The sequence below is a fragment of the Anaerotruncus sp. 1XD42-93 genome (assembly GCF_009917605.1).
Lineage (GTDB): Bacteria > Bacillota > Clostridia > Oscillospirales > Ruminococcaceae > Anaerotruncus.
On record NZ_QZEG01000006.1, the window covers coordinates 70,928 to 89,222 of the forward strand.

The 18,295-nt window shown below is 53.0% G+C and carries 16 protein-coding genes; 8 read left to right on the forward strand and 8 right to left on the reverse strand.

Annotation, left to right across the window (positions count from 1 at the left end; all coding sequences use genetic code 11):
- Window positions 1-111 precede the first annotated feature (111 nt).
- The 8 genes from rsmG to rpmH all read right to left on the reverse strand — a co-directional run bounded on the left by rsmG (window position 112) and on the right by rpmH (window position 7,502).
- The gene (gene rsmG, locus D5269_RS04115; RefSeq protein WP_120484569.1) at window positions 112-825 is read right to left on the reverse strand and encodes a 16S rRNA (guanine(527)-N(7))-methyltransferase RsmG; all 714 of its coding nucleotides are present in this window, start codon (window positions 823-825) and stop codon (window positions 112-114) included.
- Window positions 822-2,711 carry a tRNA uridine-5-carboxymethylaminomethyl(34) synthesis enzyme MnmG gene (gene mnmG, locus D5269_RS04120; RefSeq protein ID WP_120484570.1) on the reverse strand — a complete coding sequence of 630 codons (1,890 nt, stop codon included), beginning with the start codon at window positions 2,709-2,711 and terminating at the stop codon, window positions 822-824. The genes rsmG and mnmG overlap by 4 nt, the downstream gene beginning before the upstream one ends.
- 14 nt (window positions 2,712-2,725) lie before the next feature.
- Window positions 2,726-4,093, reverse strand: coding sequence for a tRNA uridine-5-carboxymethylaminomethyl(34) synthesis GTPase MnmE (mnmE, locus tag D5269_RS04125; protein WP_120484571.1), 1,368 nt, complete (start codon window positions 4,091-4,093; stop codon window positions 2,726-2,728).
- A 197-nt stretch (window positions 4,094-4,290) separates the two neighbouring features.
- Complete coding sequence (gene jag, locus D5269_RS04130; RefSeq protein WP_120484572.1) at window positions 4,291-5,541, reverse strand: RNA-binding cell elongation regulator Jag/EloR; 1,251 nt, start codon at window positions 5,539-5,541, stop codon at window positions 4,291-4,293.
- Between the two features lie 54 nt (window positions 5,542-5,595).
- Complete coding sequence (gene yidC, locus D5269_RS04135; protein WP_016317544.1) at window positions 5,596-6,666, reverse strand: membrane protein insertase YidC; 1,071 nt, start codon at window positions 6,664-6,666, stop codon at window positions 5,596-5,598.
- Window positions 6,667-6,936 carry a membrane protein insertion efficiency factor YidD gene (gene yidD / locus D5269_RS04140; RefSeq protein WP_196809963.1) on the reverse strand — a complete coding sequence of 90 codons (270 nt, stop codon included), beginning with the start codon at window positions 6,934-6,936 and terminating at the stop codon, window positions 6,667-6,669.
- A complete protein-coding gene (gene rnpA, locus D5269_RS04145) occupies window positions 6,930-7,265 on the reverse strand; it encodes a ribonuclease P protein component (protein ID WP_016317542.1) in 336 nt (111 codons plus the stop codon). Before rnpA ends, yidD begins: the two co-directional genes overlap by 7 nt.
- Before the next feature lie 102 nt (window positions 7,266-7,367).
- Window positions 7,368-7,502: a 50S ribosomal protein L34 gene (rpmH, locus tag D5269_RS04150; protein WP_016317541.1), complete on the reverse strand. Its 135-nt coding sequence runs from the start codon at window positions 7,500-7,502 to the stop codon at window positions 7,368-7,370.
- 872 nt (window positions 7,503-8,374) lie between these two features.
- On the opposite strand from rpmH, the gene dnaA reads away from it, so the two are divergent.
- The 8 genes from dnaA to gyrA all read left to right on the forward strand — a co-directional run bounded on the left by dnaA (window position 8,375) and on the right by gyrA (window position 18,253).
- Window positions 8,375-9,697 carry a chromosomal replication initiator protein DnaA gene (gene dnaA, locus D5269_RS04155; RefSeq protein ID WP_120484573.1) on the forward strand — a complete coding sequence of 441 codons (1,323 nt, stop codon included), beginning with the start codon at window positions 8,375-8,377 and terminating at the stop codon, window positions 9,695-9,697.
- A gap of 370 nt (window positions 9,698-10,067) precedes the next feature.
- Complete coding sequence (gene dnaN, locus D5269_RS04160) at window positions 10,068-11,174, forward strand: DNA polymerase III subunit beta (RefSeq protein WP_120484574.1); 1,107 nt, start codon at window positions 10,068-10,070, stop codon at window positions 11,172-11,174.
- A gap of 64 nt (window positions 11,175-11,238) precedes the next feature.
- On the forward strand, window positions 11,239-11,454 hold the full coding sequence (locus tag D5269_RS04165; protein ID WP_120484575.1) for an RNA-binding S4 domain-containing protein: 216 nt from the start codon (window positions 11,239-11,241) through the stop codon (window positions 11,452-11,454).
- A 6-nt stretch (window positions 11,455-11,460) separates the two neighbouring features.
- The gene (recF, locus tag D5269_RS04170) at window positions 11,461-12,564 is read left to right on the forward strand and encodes a DNA replication/repair protein RecF (RefSeq protein ID WP_147407936.1); all 1,104 of its coding nucleotides are present in this window, start codon (window positions 11,461-11,463) and stop codon (window positions 12,562-12,564) included.
- Window positions 12,565-12,653: 89 nt separating this feature from the next.
- The gene (locus tag D5269_RS04175; RefSeq protein WP_016317536.1) at window positions 12,654-12,929 is read left to right on the forward strand and encodes an extracellular matrix/biofilm biosynthesis regulator RemA family protein; all 276 of its coding nucleotides are present in this window, start codon (window positions 12,654-12,656) and stop codon (window positions 12,927-12,929) included.
- A 44-nt stretch (window positions 12,930-12,973) separates the two neighbouring features.
- A complete protein-coding gene (gene gyrB, locus D5269_RS04180) occupies window positions 12,974-14,920 on the forward strand; it encodes a DNA topoisomerase (ATP-hydrolyzing) subunit B (RefSeq protein ID WP_016317535.1) in 1,947 nt (648 codons plus the stop codon).
- 12 nt (window positions 14,921-14,932) lie between these two features.
- A complete protein-coding gene (locus D5269_RS04185; RefSeq protein WP_016317534.1) occupies window positions 14,933-15,619 on the forward strand; it encodes a YcxB family protein in 687 nt (228 codons plus the stop codon).
- A 180-nt stretch (window positions 15,620-15,799) separates the two neighbouring features.
- Window positions 15,800-18,253: a DNA gyrase subunit A gene (gene gyrA / locus D5269_RS04190; RefSeq protein WP_243126703.1), complete on the forward strand. Its 2,454-nt coding sequence runs from the start codon at window positions 15,800-15,802 to the stop codon at window positions 18,251-18,253.
- The last annotated feature ends 42 nt before the right edge of the window (window positions 18,254-18,295 follow it).

An 18,295-nucleotide genomic window follows, 5' to 3' on the forward strand; every position in this document is an offset into this window, starting at 1 on the left:
TTCCACGTCCTTTCCTCGACCTCCTTGACCTGTCACCATATTACCACGAATTATTCGGTTTGACCAGCTTTTTTCATCGCAGAAATCCCCATAAAATCCACAAATCTCGGATCAGATCAACGGGAATTTTGCTATTTTGGCATGGGGACGGGGATATTTTGTCAAAGTCTGCGATATTTTCTCAATCACAACGATTGTGCGGGCGCTTCCGTCCGGCAGAGAAAACTGTCGCACTCCGGCGATTTTCCCACCCATCTCCCGGACCGCCTTTTCAGACTCGATAAGCTCCTGTTCGATCTCGCCGCCTTTCAACGCTGCAAACCGGCCGCCAACGCGGACAAGCGGCAGGCAATATTCAGAAAGCTCCCGCAGATGCGCAACCGCCCGCGCAGTCGCGAGGTCATACTGTTCCCGATAGGCCGCACTTTTCCCTGCTTCCTCCGCTCGGATATGGACACAGTGGTTCTGCTGTCCCAAGGCGGCGGAAAGCTCCTTTAGAAAAAGAATCCGCTTATTCAGGCTGTCCAGAAGGGTCAGTTCCAGCTGCGGGCGGGCAATCTTCACCGGAACCGATGGAAACCCTGCCCCTGTCCCCACGTCAACCAGTCGTGCACCCTCTTCCAGTGAAACCGCATTGAGCAGCATCAAACTGTCCAGGAAATGCTTGACCACAATCTCTTCCGGCTTTGTAATGGCGGTCAGGTTGATCTTCTGGTTCCATTCAACCAGCATCTGCGCATAAAGGTTAAACGCTTCCAGTTGGGCCTGGCTGAGCGATAAACCGATCCCTCTGGCGTAACTGCTTAATTTTTCTGTGTCGATCATCTTGTTTCCTCCCGTCTATGTTGTTCCATCCAGATGAGAAGCACCGATATGTCCGCAGGGCTGACCCCACTGATCCGGGACGCCTGCCCAATATTTGTAGGGTGCAGCCTGTTCAGCTTTTCAATCGCTTCAAGCCTCAGCCCGCGGATTTCCCGGTAATCGAGTGCCTCCGGCAGCGCTTTCCCTTCCAGTTTCCGCATCTGTGCAACCTGCACAAGCTGTTTTTGTATGTAGCCTTCGTATGAAATGGTGATCTCAACCTGTTCCTGTACCTCCGGCGGCAGGTCAGGACGGGATAAGTCAAATGGTGCGAGGTCAAAATAACTGATCTGCGGCCTGCGCAGCAGCTCATAAAGCCGGATTCCTGACGTGATTGGAGCTGTTTCACGTGAAACAAGCAATGCATTCAGCCCTTCCCCTGGTGGGACTGTGGTCTTTTGCAGGCGTTGGATCTCCTGCTCAATCTGCTTCTGCTTTTCCTGACACCGGGTAAACCTCTCTTCACCGATCAGCCCGATTTCGTATCCGATTGGAGTCAGGCGCGCATCCGCATTGTCCTGCCGGAGCAACAGCCGGTATTCTGAACGGGAAGTCATCATCCGGTAGGGATCGTTGCACCCCTTGATAACCAGGTCATCAAGCAGCGTCCCGATGTAGGAACTGGCGCGGTCGAGAATCAAAGAGGGCTTTCCCTGTACCTGACGCGCCGCGTTGATCCCTGCAATCAGGCCCTGTGCGGCTGCTTCTTCATAACCCGAGGTGCCGTTGAACTGCCCCGCCCCGTACAACCCTTTCACCGAACGGAATTCCAGTGACGCCTTGAGACAGGTCGGATCAATGCAGTCATACTCGATCGCATAGGCGCTGCGCATGATTTCAAGCCGTTCAAATCCCTCGATGGTGCGATAAAATTTCGTCTGCACCTCTTCCGGGAGCGAGGAGGACATCCCCTGTAGATACATTTCGTTGGTGTCCAGGCCCATCGGTTCCACAAAAAGCTGATGCCGGGGTTTGTCCTGAAAACGGACCACCTTATCCTCAATACTTGGGCAGTAGCGCGGGCCGACCCCTTCGATCTGCCCGCCATAAAGCGGAGATCGGTCCAAATTGTCGCGGATCACCTGATGTGTGCGCTCATTGGTATAGGCCATGTAACAGCAAACCTGATTCTGCAAACCATCGGGATCCGTTTCGAACGAAAATGGAACGATCGGGTCATCTCCCTCCTGCTTTTCGAGCTTTGAAAAGTCGATCGACCGCCGGTCTACCCGCGCAGGGGTGCCGGTCTTGAACCGCCGCAGCTGAATCCCCAGCTTTTCCAGCGAATCCGAAAGCCGCCGCGCCGGATGCATTCCATCCGGTCCGCTCTCGGCAACATACTCCCCCACAAAAATTTTTCCTCTCAGGTAGGTCCCGGTTGCTAGGATCACCGCCTTTGCACCATAAACAGCACCCATTGCAGTTACAACTCCGGTGATCTTCCCATCCTCTGCCCGAAGTTCCACAATCTCCGCCTGCTTGAGTGACAATCCTTCCTGTGTTTCCACCGCCCGTTTCATATATGCGTGATATGCCCTGCGGTCGGTCTGTACCCGCAGGCTGTGCACCGCGGGACCTTTTCCACGGTTCAACATCCGGCTTTGCAGAAAGGTGGCATCCGCGGCTTTTCCCATTTCTCCGCCGAGTGCATCCACCTCCCGCACCAGATGCCCTTTTGCAGTCCCGCCGATCGAAGGATTACAGGGAAGGTTTGCAACTGCATCGAGCGAGATGGTGAACAGCACCGTCCTGGCGCCCAGCCGCGCCGACGCAAGGGCAGCCTCTATCCCCGCATGGCCTGCACCAACCACCGCGACCTCATAATCATCCGCATGATAATATTGCATCCTTTTTTCTCCTTTCACTTCCCAACACAAAACCGGGAAAAGACCTGCTGCACCACCTGTTCGGAGGCACGTTTTCCAGTAAGGGAAAGCAGCGCATCAATTGCCGCCTCGATGCAAACGCATACCGCATCATAAGATACCCCAGAGGAAAGCGCATCCACCGCCTGCCGCACCTCTTCGCAGGCATTCCGCACCTCGCCGCGCTGCCGTTCATTGGCCACTGTCGCTGCACCCGCATCAAAACTGCCAATCGAAAAAAGCTGTTCAATCTCCCTTTTGAGCAGTTCCAGATCGTCCGGCTGATCCGCAGAGATCACCAGCAGCCTTTCAAATCTCTGCTTGAGCGGTTCCAAATCCATCTTCCGGGGAAGGTCACGCTTATTGACTAGAGCAATCACAGGAACTTCCTTACAGGCCTCCGCGATCAGCAGATCATCCGCATCAAGCGGTTCGGACCCGTCAAATACCGCAAGTACAAGCTGCGCTCGTGCAAGGCGGTCGTGCGCCATCTGCACCCCCTGCCGCTCGATCGGATCGTCGGTCGAACGGATACCAGCAGTATCCGAAAGATGGAGCATCAGGTCTCCGAGCTGCACCGTATCACTCACCACATCCCGGGTTGTCCCGGCAGAATTCGAAACGATACTCCGCTGAAATCCGGAAAGCAGATTCATCAGGGTCGACTTGCCGACATTGGGACGGCCAACAATCGCAGTGTCGATCCCTTCCCGGATCACCCGTCCAGTATCGTAGGTCGCGGATAGCTTCTCCAATGCTTCCACACAACCGCACAGCCCCGCTGCCAGCGCATCCTGGTCAACTTCTACAATTTCCTCTTCCGGATAGTCAATCCATGCCGCGAGATGCGCCGCATATCCGGTCAGTTCGCCGCATATCCGCTCTGCCTCCCGATACAATGCACCGTCCCGCGCCGTAAGCGCAGCACGCGCTGCCTGCCTTCCCCGCGCAGAAATCAGGTCGGCTACCGCTTCCGCCTGTGTAAGATCGAGTTTCCCGTTCAGAAACGCCCGCCGGGTAAACTCGCCCGCCTGTGCAGGACGTGCACCTTTCGAACAACAAGCACGCAGAATCCTTTCAAGCAGATAGATTCCACCATGTGATGCAATCTCAACCACATCTTCCCCCGTATAACTGCGTGGTGCACGAAAAAGCGTCAGGACCGCCTCGTCGATCTCACCGTCGCCATCAAAAACCCGCCCATAAGCGCAGGTGTACCCTTCCATTTCAGAAAGCTGTCTCCCATGTGAAAGCCGTACCATCCGTTTGGCTATCCGGATTGCCTCTGGGCCGGATAACCGAACCACCCCGATTCCTCCCACTCCATAAGGGGTGGCGATTGCTGCTATTGTCTCATTTTCCATACATGTCCTCCATAGTTTTAGAATCCGGCGATGCAAACATATTTTACGAATACTGTCAACCTCTCTGCGGGGTCAAAGCACAATATCTTCGACATTCCACATGAGGCATGAAATTTTTGCAAAGAAAAGGCAGAACAAAACTTGTCCTAGTCAAAAAAAAGAGGAAGTGTTTCACGTGAAACCCCTCCTCTTTTGTGTTACAGTTCTATTTTCCCATAGAGCGGCAGGTCAGCCCCTTCGCCCGATGTCCGGGTGCGCGATGTGGAGAGATTCTCCCGCACCGGTGCAGCCGATTTTTCCGACGGGTCAGGCTTGACAAACGATGGCGCCTCCTGTTCGATCTCTTTCAAATACTCCCGGTCTATACTGGTAGGCGTCGGCTTTATCGTTTCTTCACGACGGCCATCCCTCCGTCCGCGGTCGCTCCGGTCGCGTCTGCCGCTGTCCCTGTCCCTTGGAGGAAATTCCCGGCGTTCCCCCGAACGCAGTCCATCCCCTCTGCGGGGCGGCTTCCCACCGCGCGTTCCGCCTTTTGCGCCTCTTCTGCCCTGCTGGGGTCTGAGGTTGTCCGGCGTGATCACAACACGGCGGTTCGGCTCCTCTCCAATCGAGGTGGAGGAAACCCCTTCAATCTTTGAAACCGTTGCATGGATAATCCGCCGTTCATACGGGTTCATCGGCTCAAGGGTGGAAGAACGTCCATAGCGGATCGCCGATGCAGACAGCTTCTGGGCCAGATGTTCGAGTGTCCGCTCCCGTTTTTCGCGATAGTTGCCCGAGTCGATGGTGACCCGCATATAATCGCCTTCCTCACGGTTGGCGACCAATCCGCAAAGATACTGGAGCGAATCGAGGGTTTCCCCTCTGCGCCCGATGATGACGCCCAGACCTTCCCCCGCAAGGCGAAGGATTACCCCGTTCTCAGTGCGTGCGACTGTGATTTCGGGATGGACGTTCATCTCCGCCAGAACCCCTTTCAGGTAGGACACGGCGGTTTTTGCCTTCCCTTCGACCTCATCCGCACCCACAAAGACAAGCGGCGCAGATTCCCGCTTTTTGGCCTCCTCGGGCTTTTCTTCGGGATTCTCCTTTTTTTCCGGTTTCGGCTCTTTGCGGACAGGAGGCTCCTTCACCAACTCCCGCACCGGCTGCCGTTCCTCACGCAGCGGCTTTTCCGGCTTTGCCGGACGGGCAGATCTGGCGGGTTTTGTATCCTGTGCCGGCTTCGGTTCGGGCGCTCTTGCCGGCTTTTCCGGCTTTTTCTCCTCTTTCACCGGCTCTTCAAAATAAACCCGTACCCGGGCAGGGGTATTGCGGAGCCCGAAAAACCCGCGCTTCGGCAGATTGATAATCTCGAATTCGATTGCGTCCCGCTCGACGCCAAGTTCTTTACATGCAAGGCTGATCGCCTCGTCAACACTTTTGGCTTCTTTGATGCACTCTCTCATAATGCCCTCCTATTGCAATCCCACTTAAACAGCTCTTTTGCATCACTACGGCAATTATTTCAAATCATCATCGGTGACTTCTTTATATATGTCCCCATATTTTTCCGCATCCCGCTTACGCGCTGCCGCGAGCTTCATCCGGTTGATCTCTTTCTGGGACAACGCCTTATCAATATCCAGCTCCCCGTTTTCCCGGGCGCGTTTTTTCGCTTCGATCTTTTCCTTGCGCTGCTGTTCCCGTTTGGCCTCATATTCCAGCTTTGCCTGCTCCGCAAGCTTGACAGGGTTCATAAATTTGTTCAGCAGGAAGGTTTGAATTGCCATCAGAAGATTGGAGATAATCCAGTAAATGCCGACGCCCGCCGGGAACATAAAGCCGAAATAGGCGGACATCAGGGGCATCATCAGCATCATGCCTCTGGTCATGCCGGCAGCCTGCGCACTATCCCCCGCAGAAGCCGCTGTCTGTTTCATCGTAAACATCGACAGTGCAAGCGAGGTCAGGCCGGAGAGAATCGGGATCAGCAGCAGCCAGTTCAGTGCAAATGTGGGAGTCTGGGTCAGGTCAATCGGGCCGATCGTGAGGTTGATGCTGTTTACCTTGTCCACAAAATCCCCAAGCGAGGCAAACGCCTGCGGGTTCTGCTGCACCGCACCCATGACCTTGAGCTGGGCTGTCATATCCTTGGAAAGCATCTCCGGCGCAACGTCAAGGATCGGCGCAGCGATCGTATATGCCTGTGAAAGAACCTCCTGCCCGATGCGCAGAATATGGCTCATTGGTTTATAAATAACGTCGATCAGGCCGAACAGAATGGGGAACTGGATCAGCATCGGGAGACATCCCGACATCGGGTTGTAGTTCTCCTCCTGATAGAGCTTCATCATCTCTTCATTGAGACGTTCTTTATTATTCCCATATTTTTTCTGAAGTTCCTCCATCCTGGGGCGGAACATCTGCATCTTAACCATCGACTTCTGCTGCTTAATCGAAAACGGCACCAGAAGAACACGCATAATCAGGGTAAACAGGACCAGCGCAACGGCGTAGACCGGGACCACCTTATAGCAGGCCCACATAATCCAGCCAAGCGGCCAGCCAACGATCAGATAAATCAGTTGCATCTATTTCTGTTTCCTCTCTTTTCCATTTTTTGCGGGCTCAAACAGGGAAAACACCTCCGGTACGTGGTCAACTCCCCCTGGATGAAACGGATGGCACTTTAAAATCCGTTTGAGCGCCAGCCATCCCCCGCGCAGCGCTCCAAAGCGCGAAACCGCGGTATAGGCATAGATCGAACAGGTGGGGTAAAAACGACAGGTCGGCCGTGGTTTCAAAGGCGAGATCCATTTCTGGTAAAGGCGGATCAACCAAAGGAGTAATCGCCTCATGATTTCTGAAACAGCCGCCTGTTGGCCTGCCGAAGCGCTCTGATCAGGTCATTGGTGGAGGCGTGCACTGTCCTGGTGCGGGCAACGAGTACAAAGTCCCACCCAACAGGAAATTCTCCTTCCAAAAGCCGGTAGGCCTCCTTCATAATCCGGCGTGCGCGGTTGCGCTGCACCGCTTTCCCAATTTTCCTCGAAGCAGTCAGGCCGAGACGGTTGCATCCCATCCGATTTTTCACCGCATAAACCACAACAAGAGGGGTAGCGGTATTCCGCCCCCGGTAATAAGCCCGCTTAAATTCCTTGTTCAGGGTAAGCGCAGTCGTATGGAGCATACCGATCCCTCCTGCCGCAGATCATTCCCGGGCATCCGCCCCAGTTCCCAACATCCTAAAAATAAAGACCACAACTCAAGCTGTGGTCCTGTATTTTCCGGATCAGTGGGTCAGACGCGCTCTGCCTTTTGCTCTTCTGCGCGCGAGGACCTTGCGCCCGTTTCTGGTTGCCATACGTTTACGGAAACCATGCTCTTTCTTTCTCTGAAGCTTCTTCGGCTGGTAGGTTCTTTTCATTCTTAACCCCCCTCTCATCGTGGTCACTAAATTCCATATAATGGAATAGATCTGCTAACATGGATGCAATTATCCTTTTATACCTTGCAGATTAGCATTATAACCCATTTCATGCGGTTTTGTCAAGCCTTTTGCCCGATCCTTTCCGCGGGCGCATGTTGTTTTAGATTCCAGATCAAAACAACGCCCGTCGCTTCTCGGGCTGAAAGCCCGAGAAGCGCGTTTCACGCGACGCTCGGGTAGGATGCGCCTTACGGGTTAGGGGTCAGCGACCCCTCCCCGCAGGCCCCTCCCTTTCGGGCTGGGTGCCGTTTTTTTCCAAAACGAAAGTTTTACTCGATCTTTTCCAAAAAATCGCGGTTTCCAAAGGCAGTGGGGCAACAGAAGTTTGGGTTCCAGCCCAAACTTCCGGGCCGGGTGCCGCTTTTTTCCAAAGCCAAAGTTTTACTCGATTTTTTCCAAAAAATCGCGGTTTCCAAAGGCAGAGCCTTTGGTCGCTCATCGCAATGAGCGAAATACTTTAATCCTGTGAAGCGCTTTTTTCGGGTGAATTGCCGCGAAGCGGCAAGAGGGGGCTTTTTGCAAGAGAAAAAGCCCCCTTAGGGGATTTCGAAACAAGAAGGGGCCACATTCAAAAATCTGGTTTGGAACCACTCTTCCACAGTTTCAACTGTGTTTCTGTCTGCGGCGGGAAAAGCGGTGGCATACTATTATATAATTATATCAACATAGCCTGTTGAATACTTGAAACTTCCTCTAATTTGTGGTACAATATCGAAGTTACCGAATCTGGGGAAAGTTCGTGGAAAACCATTGTCTCCACCGGTTTTTTTCATGGATTTCACCTGTTATCCACCAAAGGAGCTGCATACATGGAATCATTTGCCGACCTGTTTGCCCTTGTTTTGGAAAACTGCAAGGGAAAAATGTCCGAAGTGGCGTTCAGCCTCTGGCTGAAAGATATCGTACCTCTGCGCTTGGACGGATCGACCGCCTTTCTCAAGGTGAACTCCGAATTTAAAATGAACATCGTAAAGGAAAAGTATACCTCAGTCTTAAAAAATTCGTTTGAAGAGGTGCTTGGGTTTGTGGTCAATGTAGAAATCACCTGTGACCAGCCCGCGCCAGCACCCGTGGAACCGGCCCCATCTGTCGATCCGGATGGCTTCGCAATCGGTGGGGAATACGATTTCACCTTCGATACGTTTATTGTCGGCTCCTCCAACAAATTTGCACACGCAGCGTCCCTCGCGGTCGCCGCCAACCCTGCCAATGCCTATAACCCTCTTTTTATCTATGGGGCGTCCGGGCTGGGCAAGACGCATCTGCTCTACGCGATCCGCAGTGAAATCCGCAAAAACCGCCCCGATTATACCATCATCTATGTCAAGGGCGATGAATTCGCCAACGAAATGATCGAATCGATCCAGGACCATACCACCCCTCAGTTCCGGGAGAAATACCGGCAGGCAGATGTTCTGCTGGTCGATGACATCCAGTTTATCGGCGGTAAAGAGAGTACACAGGAGGAGTTCTTCCATACCTTCAATACCCTCTATGAGTCAAACAAGCAGATCGTACTCGCATCCGACCGGCCACCCAAAGAGATCAAAACACTGGAAGACCGTCTGCGGACCCGCTTCGAATGGGGACTGCTTGCAGACATCCAGACGCCTGACTTTGAAACCCGAATCGCGATCATCCGCCGGAAAGCGCAGCTGATGGACATCAGCGTACCGGATGATGTGTCCGAATACATCGCAAACCGGCTGAAAACCAACATCCGGCAGTTGGAAGGCGCAGTGAAAAAACTCAAAGCATATAAACTGCTTCAAGGGACCAGCCCTTCCATCGTAATTGCACAGAACGCAATCCGGGACATCCTGAACGACAGCCAGCCTGTGCCCGTAACCGTTGAACGGATCATCGCAGAGGTCGGCCGCACCTATGGGATCAGCCCACAGGATATCCGGTCCACCAAGCGCAACGCACAGATCTCCTCCGCGCGCCAGATTTCAATGTATATTGTGCGGGAGATCACCCAGATGTCGATGTCGATGATCGGGGAAGAATTTGGAGGGCGGGACCATAGCACCGTCGTTTATGCAACCCAACAGGTTGAAAAAAATATGGCAAACGACCTGCGTTACAAGGAAACCGTCGAGGATATTATCAAAAATATCCGGGATAGCTGAACAAGTTTTCCACCTTTTCCCCAGGTTTTCCACTTTCAACAATCCACAATCTGTGATTTTTGTGAATGAAAAAATCACTCTTCAACATTTTCCACAGAGTTTTCCACGTTTTCTCTACTTTCCAATGGGTTTTCCAACCATCATGTGAAAAAATCTGGCTTTCCAATCCTTCTCCACAACTTTTTCACCCTGCCCTTTTTTCCACTTTGATTCGTCAACCCGCTTCCCATGCGGTTCTTCAGATTTTTTCACATTTCCAGCCCATCTACTACTACTACTATTTTTATCTATCTATCTTTATAAGCAGCGGTACCGATTTCTCCCTGTGGAAACCACAAATCCAATCAAACGATAAACGGAGGTCGTTTTTATGCATGTCATCTGCAACAAACAACTGCTGGTAGAAGCCGTTTCAAACGTATCTCGTGCAGTCTCTTCTAGAAATACGCTCGCAGCACTTGAAGGCATATTGCTTAAAACGGCTGCGGGAACCATCTCCCTAACCGGCTATGACCTCGAACTGGCAATCACCACCGAAATCGAAGCCGACATCCGGGAACAGGGAGAGATTGTTCTGCCCGCAAAACTGTTTTTAGATATGATCCGCAGGATGCCAAGCGAACAGGTCAGCATCAAAACCGATGAAAAAATGCTCACAATTATCAAAGGAGATGTCACCGAATACACTATCCTGGGGATTCCCGCATCTGAATTTCCTGAGCTGCCATCCATTTCACAGACTACAGGACTCAACCTCCCTCAGCGCATCCTGAAAAACATGATTGGCCAAACCCTTTTTGCTGTCTCGACAAGCGATAGCAAACCGGTCCATACCGGTTCCCTCTTCGACATCCGAGGCGGAGAATTATATGTCGTATCGGTGGATGGCTACCGGCTGGCAATGCGCAAAGAACCGACCGGCTATCAGGAGGATTTGATGTTCATTGTACCGGGCAAATCACTTTCAGAGGTCGCCAAACTCCTGAAAGAGGAGGATGCCGACGTAGAACTGACCGTTTCAAAGCGGCATATCATCTTTCAGATCGGCAGCTATCATGTGGTATCCCGCCTTTTGGAAGGGGAATTCCTCGACTATAAAGCGGCGATCCCAAACGGATCACAAACCACAGTCCGGATCAATACCCGGGAACTGATTGGTTCGATCGACCGTTCTTCCCTGCTGATTTCAGACAATATCAAAAGCCCTCTGCGGCTCTATTTCCAGGAAGGGATGATCCGGATTTCCTGCTCTACCGCAATCGGTAAAGCATACGACGAAATTCCCTGCAAGCAGGAGGGCGCAGACGTAGAAATTGGATTTAACAGCCGGTATATGCTCGACGCATTGAAAGCATCCGAGGGAGACGAAATCCAGTTGGTTCTCAACGGCCCGCTCTCCCCTCTCAAACTAACCCCGGTTGAGGGGGACAGCTTCACATTCCTCGTGCTTCCGGTCCGGCTCAAATCTGAATCCTGAAAATATTAGAGGCAATAAAAACCAGATCGTTTTATTATAAAAAAGGCTTTGAAAAGGAAATAAGATGGAACAAAAGATCAAAGTAGAAATCCATACCGATTACATCAAACTGGATGCCCTGCTTAAATATGCAGGAGCGGTGGAAACCGGAGGCCAGGGAAAAGAGCTGGTCACTTCAGGGGAAGTCCAGGTGAATGGTGAACTGTGCAGGATGCGCGGCAAAAAAATCCGCCGGGGAGACCGGGTACAGATTGGCGGGAAAGAGATCGAGGTTATTTAAGTGAGGGTGAGCCGGATTAAGCTCTGTGATTTCCGCAACATCCGTTCGATGGAGCTGGAGCTTTGCGAAAACGCGAATATCATCTATGGGGACAACGGACAGGGGAAAACCAATTTTATCGAAGCAGTCTGGTTGTTCACCGGCGCAAAGAGTTTTCGCGGTGCAAAGGACAGCCAGATGATCCGGTTTGACTGCCCACAGGCTGCGTTAGAGCTGGATTTTTTTGGTTCTGGACGGGAACAGCAGGCAATGATTACGGTAGAAAGCCGGCGCAGCGCCTCGCTTAACGAGATACCGCTCCGGTCCGCCGCCGAGCTTGCGGGACACTTTTGCGCAGTGGTGTTCTCCCCCGCACATCTCACCCTGATTAAAAACGGCCCACAGGAAAAACGGCGGTTTATCGACACTTCAATCTGCCAGATCAAGCCCAAATATGTTCATATTCTGAACCAATATACACGTGTGCTTGACCAGCGTAACCGGCTGCTCAAAGATATGGCCTATGAGACCAGCCTGTTCAATACGCTGGACATCTGGGATGAACGCCTGGCGTCATTTGCGGCGGTGGTCATCAAAACAAGGGCGAGCTTTCTTGAACGGCTCAAACCGTTTTCACAGGAGGTTTATGCGGGGATTTCACGGGAACGGGAGACGCTCGATTTTCATTATGTCTCTTCCCTGCCCTGTGAACCCGGGTTGGGGATTCCGGAGATCGAACGGCAGCTTCTCGACCGGCTGCAAAACCAACGCAGCGAGGATGTAAAAGCACGAGTCACCATCTGCGGCCCGCACCGGGACGACATCGAAATCACCCTCAACGGGAAAAGCGCGCGGTCCTATGGCTCGCAGGGGCAGCAGCGCAGCTGTGTGCTTGCGCTCAAGCTGGCAGAATGTGAGCTGATCCGGGAGACCGTTGGGGAATACCCAGTCGTGCTGCTCGATGATGTGATGAGCGAGCTGGATGTTTCCCGCCGGGATTATCTGCTCAACAACCTGCGGGACCGCCAGTTGATTATGACCTGTTGCGACAAAGCCTATTTCAAAACGCTCGGGAGAGGGATCGGGGCACGCATCCAAAATGGGGAGGTTGTGTCCTATCGGAACTATTAGCATCCCTTCTCTGGGTCAAATCATAAATTCAGTAATTGAAAAGCCGGGGACAGCTGGTGGGCAGCGCTTCTTCCCCAAAGGAGGAAAAGATGTATCTGCATCTTGGACAGGACACAGTCGTGCGTTCCAGGGAGGTCGTCGGGATATTTGACCTGGAGAACACGACTATATCCAAGCTGACAAAGGAATTCCTGACACAGGCAGAGAAGCAAGGCAGGGTGCGCAACGTTTCTTATGAACTGCCAAAATCATTTGTGATCTGCGCCTGGAAGGGGAAGCAGACGGTTTATATCACGCAGATTTCTTCCGCAACGCTCAAAAAGCGGGCGGGTTTCATTGATGGTATCGCAAATATCAGCCGGTAAACAGATACCGGCGGTTTTTTCGGAAAACGGAAAGGAGTAGTTTGATGGAAGATGTAAAGAATCTGCCTCAGCAGGAACAGGAATACGATTCCTCTCAGATACAGGTTCTGGAGGGGCTGGAGGCGGTCCGCAAACGGCCGGGCATGTATATCGGTTCAACTGGGGAAAAGGGTCTTCATCATCTGGTATATGAGATTGTAGACAACTCGATCGACGAAGCACTTGCGGGCCACTGTGATAAGATCACAGTCGAGCTTCTGCCGGGAGAGATCATCCGTGTGCGGGACGACGGGCGCGGTATCCCGGTCGGCATCCAGTCGCAAACCGGGCTTCCTGCGGTCACGGTTGTATTTACCATCCTTCATGCAGGCGGTAAATTCGGTGGAAGCGGATATAAGGTATCCGGCGGCCTGCATGGGGTAGGCGCTTCGGTCGTAAACGCACTTTCCGAATGGCTGGAGGTCGAGGTCTGCGACGGTGAACACCGGTATTACCAGCGGTTTGAATATGGAAAAGAATGTGAGCCGCTCAAGATCATCGGTGATACCTCCGAGACAGGCACACAGGTTGCATTCAAGGCAGACCCTCTGATCTTCCAGGATACGACCGTTTACCATTTTGATACGCTGTTGACCCGTCTGCGGGAGCAGGCATTCCTGAATGCAGGCGTACGAATCGAGGTGCGCGACCTGCGCGGAGAAGAACCGGTCGATGTTGACCTGCACTATGAGGGTGGAATCCGCAGTTTTGTCGAGTATATCCACCAGCGCAAAGGGGTGGAGCCGGTTCATAATGAGGTGATCTATCTTTCGGCGCGGGACGGGGATACGACCGCTGAAATTGCAATGCAGTATAACGACAGCTATAATGAGCTGCTGCTCTCATTCGCAAATAATATCCATACCACCGACGGCGGTACCCACGAGGACGGTTTTAAATTTGCGCTCACCCGGGTGCTGAACGACTATGCACGCAAAAACAACATCTTGAAGGAGAGCGATAAGAACCTGAATGGCGAGGACGTCCGGGAAGGACTGACCGCAGTGATCTCGGTCAAACTGACCGATGCGCAGTTCGAAGGGCAGACCAAGGCCAAGCTCGGAAATACCTCGATGCGTGCAATGGTAAGCGCGCTGGTAAGCGACAAGCTGACCACCTATTTTGAAGAAAACCCATCGGTTGCGCGGGCAATCCTTGAGAAGTCGATCAATGCGGCGCGCGCGCGGGAGGCTGCACAGAACGCCCGCAAGATGGCACGACGCAAATCCGCGCTCGAGACCGCTTCCCTGCCGGGCAAGCTGGCTGACTGTTCCCAGCGGGGACAGGAGGGTACCGAAATTTATATCGTCGAGGGAGATTCGGCGGGTGGCTCTGCGAAGATGGGGCGTGACCGTAAATTTCAGGCGATCCTGCCGCTTTGGGGAAAGATGCTGAATGTGGAAAAGGCGCGCCTGGATAAAGTCTATGGCAATGACAAGCTGATGCCGGTCGTCACAGCGCTGGGCACCGGGATTGGGGACGAATTCGACCTTTCCAAGCTGCGGTATGGCAAGATCATCATTATGGCGGATGCGGATGTTGACGGTTCGCACATCCGGACCCTGTTGCTGACCTTCTTTTTCCGGTTCATGCGCCCGCTGATCGAGAATGGCCATATCTGCATCGCACAGCCTCCGCTCTTTAAGGTCAGCCGCGGCAAACAGGTTCGGTATGCCTTCTCGGACGAAGAGCGTGACAAATGTATCCAGGAGCTTGCGCCGGATGGCAACGGAAAATGTGATGTTCAGCGGTATAAGGGCCTTGGTGAGATGGACCCGGAGCAGCTTTGGGAAACGACAATGAATCCCGCAAACCGGACAATGCTGCGGGTTTCGATGGAGGACGCGGTTAAGGCGGACGAAATTTTTACCATCCTGATGGGGGATAAAGTCGCGCCGCGTAAGGAATTCATCGAGCAGAATGCAAAATACGTGAAAAATCTGGATATTTAAGGAGGCGAACAGATGAGTGAGCAGGATTTTGACACCGAGATTGTGAGCGATACCTCCGAAGAGATGATGCAGGAGCTACTTGATGAAGCCGCCGCCGGGGATGTGGAAGTTTCCGAAATCCGGGAAACGGAACAGCGGCTGGCGAAGCTGTTCACCCTTACCTACCACATCCCATTTGAGGATTATGTCACATTCCAGATGATTATGGGCAGGGAATCAATCGAAAAGGGGAGGAAAAGGACCATCCTGCTTGGTTCTATCCAGCTGGCGTTCGGGATTATCTATCTGGCTGCACTCTGGTTTATGAGAATCCCTATGAATGGGCTTTCCTGGTTTATCGTTGCAGTGCTGATCGGGTCTGGTATCTATGGGCTTTGCTACTATCGGTTTTTTTACGAAAAAGCCCTGCGCAAGATGCTGAAGAAGCAATATGAAAGGGTTACCTATCTGCGCAGCGAGATTACAGTGGATTTCTATCCAAACCGGTTTATCGAACATGTGGGGGATCAGAAGGCGGAAACCTTCTGGCACACCATCCAGTCGGTCAGGACCAGCGAAAATCTTTATATGATTATGCTGGACGAAAAACGATGCCTCCTGATCCCAAAACAGGAGATACAGGCACAGGCCGGCGCGCTCAACGCGCTGCTTGAAGAAGTCTGCAAAAACTTTGAAAAGCCCCATCAGATCGTCAGTTAGGGCCTGCAAGCGGCAGGATTTACCCAAAAAACTGCCGTTGGACGGTTCGTTTGAAACTGACGCATCGGAACAGGAGATGAATACATGAGCAAAGAGAGAGGAAACGACAACGAAAAGGACGCGCTGTTTGTCCCGGACATTGTCGAACAACGGATACAGCAGGTGGACATCGAAAGCGAGATGAAAAAATCATTCCTTGATTATTCGATGTCGGTCATTGTCAGCCGCGCATTGCCGGATGTACGTGATGGCCTGAAGCCGGTACACCGGCGGATTCTCTATACCCTGCACGAAAACGGGCTTACTCCCGATAAGGCATACCGCAAATGTGCGGATACGGTCGGATCGGTGCTGGGCCGGTACCATCCGCATGGGGATGCGTCGGTCTATGACGCAATGGTGCGCCTGGCACAGGATTTTTCTATGCGTTATCCGTTGGTCGACGGGCATGGGAACTTTGGTTCGGTCGATGGTGACCCGCCGGCTGCCTACCGTTATACCGAAAGCCGGATGAGCCGGATGTCGCTTTCGATGCTGACCGATATCGACAAGGATACGGTCAATTTCACCAATAACTACGACGACCGCCTCAAGGAACCGGTTGTCCTCCCCTCCCGTTTTCCGAACCTGCTGGTCAACGGTTCTACCGGGATCGCGGTCGGCATGGCAACCAATATCCCACCCCACAATCTTGGTGAGGTAATTGACGCAGTCAACCTGCTGATCGACAATCCGGATGCGGGATTGGATGAGCTGATGCAGCATATTAAAGGGCCGGATTTCCCGACAGGCGGGGTGATTATGGGCCGGGCCGGTATCCGGGCAGCATATGCGACCGGACGGGCCAGACTGATGCTGCGCGCCCGCGCCGAGATTGAGGAGATGAACGCCGGGCGGGAACGGATCGTTGTGACCGAGATTCCCTATATGGTGAACAAAGCGCGCCTGATCGAACACATTGCCGAGCTGGTTAAAAACAAGCGGATCGAGCAGATTTCTGACCTGCGGGACGAGTCCGACCGGGATGGTATGCGCATCGTAATTGAGCTGAAACGGGATGCAAATGCACAGGTGGTGCTGAACCAGCTCTACTCCTACAGCCAGATGCAGGATACGGTCGGTGTGATTATGCTTGCCCTGGTTGACGGGATACCCAAGGTCATGCCGCTCAAGGAGATGCTGACCCACTATATCGACTTCCAGGGAGAAGTTGTCACCCGCCGGGTTAAATACGACCTGCGCAAGGCAAAAGAGCGGGAACATGTGCTGGAAGGGTTGAAGCTGGTCTGTGACCATACTGACGAGGTTATCTCGATCATCCGGCATTCAAAGGATTCCAACGATTCCAAGGTCAACCTGATTGCCCGGTTTGGGATCACCGATATACAAGCGTCAGCGATCGTTGCCATGCAGCTTGGGCGGTTGTCCGGTATGGAGCAGATCAAAATCGAAGAGGAACTTGCCGCTCTGATCGAACGGGTGGCAGGTTACGAGGAGATCCTCGCAGATTATGGAAAGGTGATGCAGATCGTCAAGGACGAACTTTCGGTGATGCGGGAGAAATACGCCGATGAGCGCCGGACCGAGATTGTATCGGTCAGCGGAGAGGTGGATATTGAGGATTTGATCCCGGTCGAAGACTGTGTAATTACCCTCACCCATTTCGGCTACCTGAAACGCCAGCTGATGGACTCTTATAGAACCCAGCGGCGCGGTGGACGCGGCATCTCCGGCATGACCCGGCGAGAAGAGGATTTTGTCGAGGAACTGTTCGTCTGCTCGACCCATGATTATGTTATGTTCTTCACCAGCAAAGGACGTTGTTTCCGGCTGAAAGGATATGAAGTCGGGGAGGGATCCCGTACCTCACGTGGGACCAATATTGTCAACCTGCTCCAGATCGACGCGGATGAAAAGGTCACTTCGATGATCAAAGTCAGCGAATTCGATGAGGACCAGTTCCTTGTGATGGTCACCCGCAAGGGAATTATCAAGCGCACCCCGCTTTCTCAGTATAGAAATGTGCGCAAGGGCGGCCTGATTGCGATTGGGCTGGACGAGGACGACGAGCTTGCCTGGGTTCGCCTGACTGACGGCAGCAGTGAACTGATCGTCGCAACCCGCCAGGGTATGGCGATCCGGTTTGACGAGCAGGATGCGCGGCCGCTTTCCCGTACAGCGCGCGGCGTGAAAGCGATCACCCTCGATGAAGGGGACGAGGTCATCGGTATGGCGCGGGTCCGGGATGGCGCTTTGGTTCTCACCGTTTCGGAAAACGGTCTGGGGCGCAGAAGCGATATTGGCCAATATCGTTTGCAGTCCCGCGGCGGTAAGGGGATCCGGAACTATTATGTTGAGAAAAACGGTATGGTTGCAGGGGTCAAGATGGTGGATGAGGATGACGACATCATCATGATTACCGATGACGGGGTCATTATCCGGATTCCAGTCAGCGAAATTACTGTGCAGTCGCGGTATGGCGGAGGCGTGCGCGTAATGCGGGTGGCGCAGGACAGCCGGGTGGTAACACTGGCACGCACCCCAAAAGATGAAGAGATTGCGGACGAAACCGGGGAATCTGATTCTGAAGGGCAGGAGGATACTGTGGAGCCGGAAGGCAAAACCGAATCGTAGTTCCTGAAATAGAAAAACCGCCCGATGCATAAAATGCATCGG

Coding starts and splice junctions, on each gene's coding strand:
- rsmG (WP_120484569.1), bottom strand. CDS start 825: ATGATCGACACAGAAAAATTAAGCAGTTACGCCAGAGGGATCGGTTTA.
- mnmG (WP_120484570.1), bottom strand. CDS start 2,711: ATGCAATATTATCATGCGGATGATTATGAGGTCGCGGTGGTTGGTGCA.
- mnmE (WP_120484571.1), bottom strand. CDS start 4,093: ATGGAAAATGAGACAATAGCAGCAATCGCCACCCCTTATGGAGTGGGA.
- jag (WP_120484572.1), bottom strand. CDS start 5,541: ATGAGAGAGTGCATCAAAGAAGCCAAAAGTGTTGACGAGGCGATCAGC.
- yidC (WP_016317544.1), bottom strand. CDS start 6,666: ATGCAACTGATTTATCTGATCGTTGGCTGGCCGCTTGGCTGGATTATG.
- rnpA (WP_016317542.1), bottom strand. CDS start 7,265: ATGCTCCATACGACTGCGCTTACCCTGAACAAGGAATTTAAGCGGGCT.
- rpmH (WP_016317541.1), bottom strand. CDS start 7,502: ATGAAAAGAACCTACCAGCCGAAGAAGCTTCAGAGAAAGAAAGAGCAT.
- dnaA (WP_120484573.1), top strand. CDS start 8,375: ATGGAATCATTTGCCGACCTGTTTGCCCTTGTTTTGGAAAACTGCAAG.
- dnaN (WP_120484574.1), top strand. CDS start 10,068: ATGCATGTCATCTGCAACAAACAACTGCTGGTAGAAGCCGTTTCAAAC.
- D5269_RS04165 (WP_120484575.1), top strand. CDS start 11,239: ATGGAACAAAAGATCAAAGTAGAAATCCATACCGATTACATCAAACTG.
- D5269_RS04175 (WP_016317536.1), top strand. CDS start 12,654: ATGTATCTGCATCTTGGACAGGACACAGTCGTGCGTTCCAGGGAGGTC.
- gyrB (WP_016317535.1), top strand. CDS start 12,974: ATGGAAGATGTAAAGAATCTGCCTCAGCAGGAACAGGAATACGATTCC.
- D5269_RS04185 (WP_016317534.1), top strand. CDS start 14,933: ATGAGTGAGCAGGATTTTGACACCGAGATTGTGAGCGATACCTCCGAA.
- gyrA (WP_243126703.1), top strand. CDS start 15,800: ATGAAAAAATCATTCCTTGATTATTCGATGTCGGTCATTGTCAGCCGC.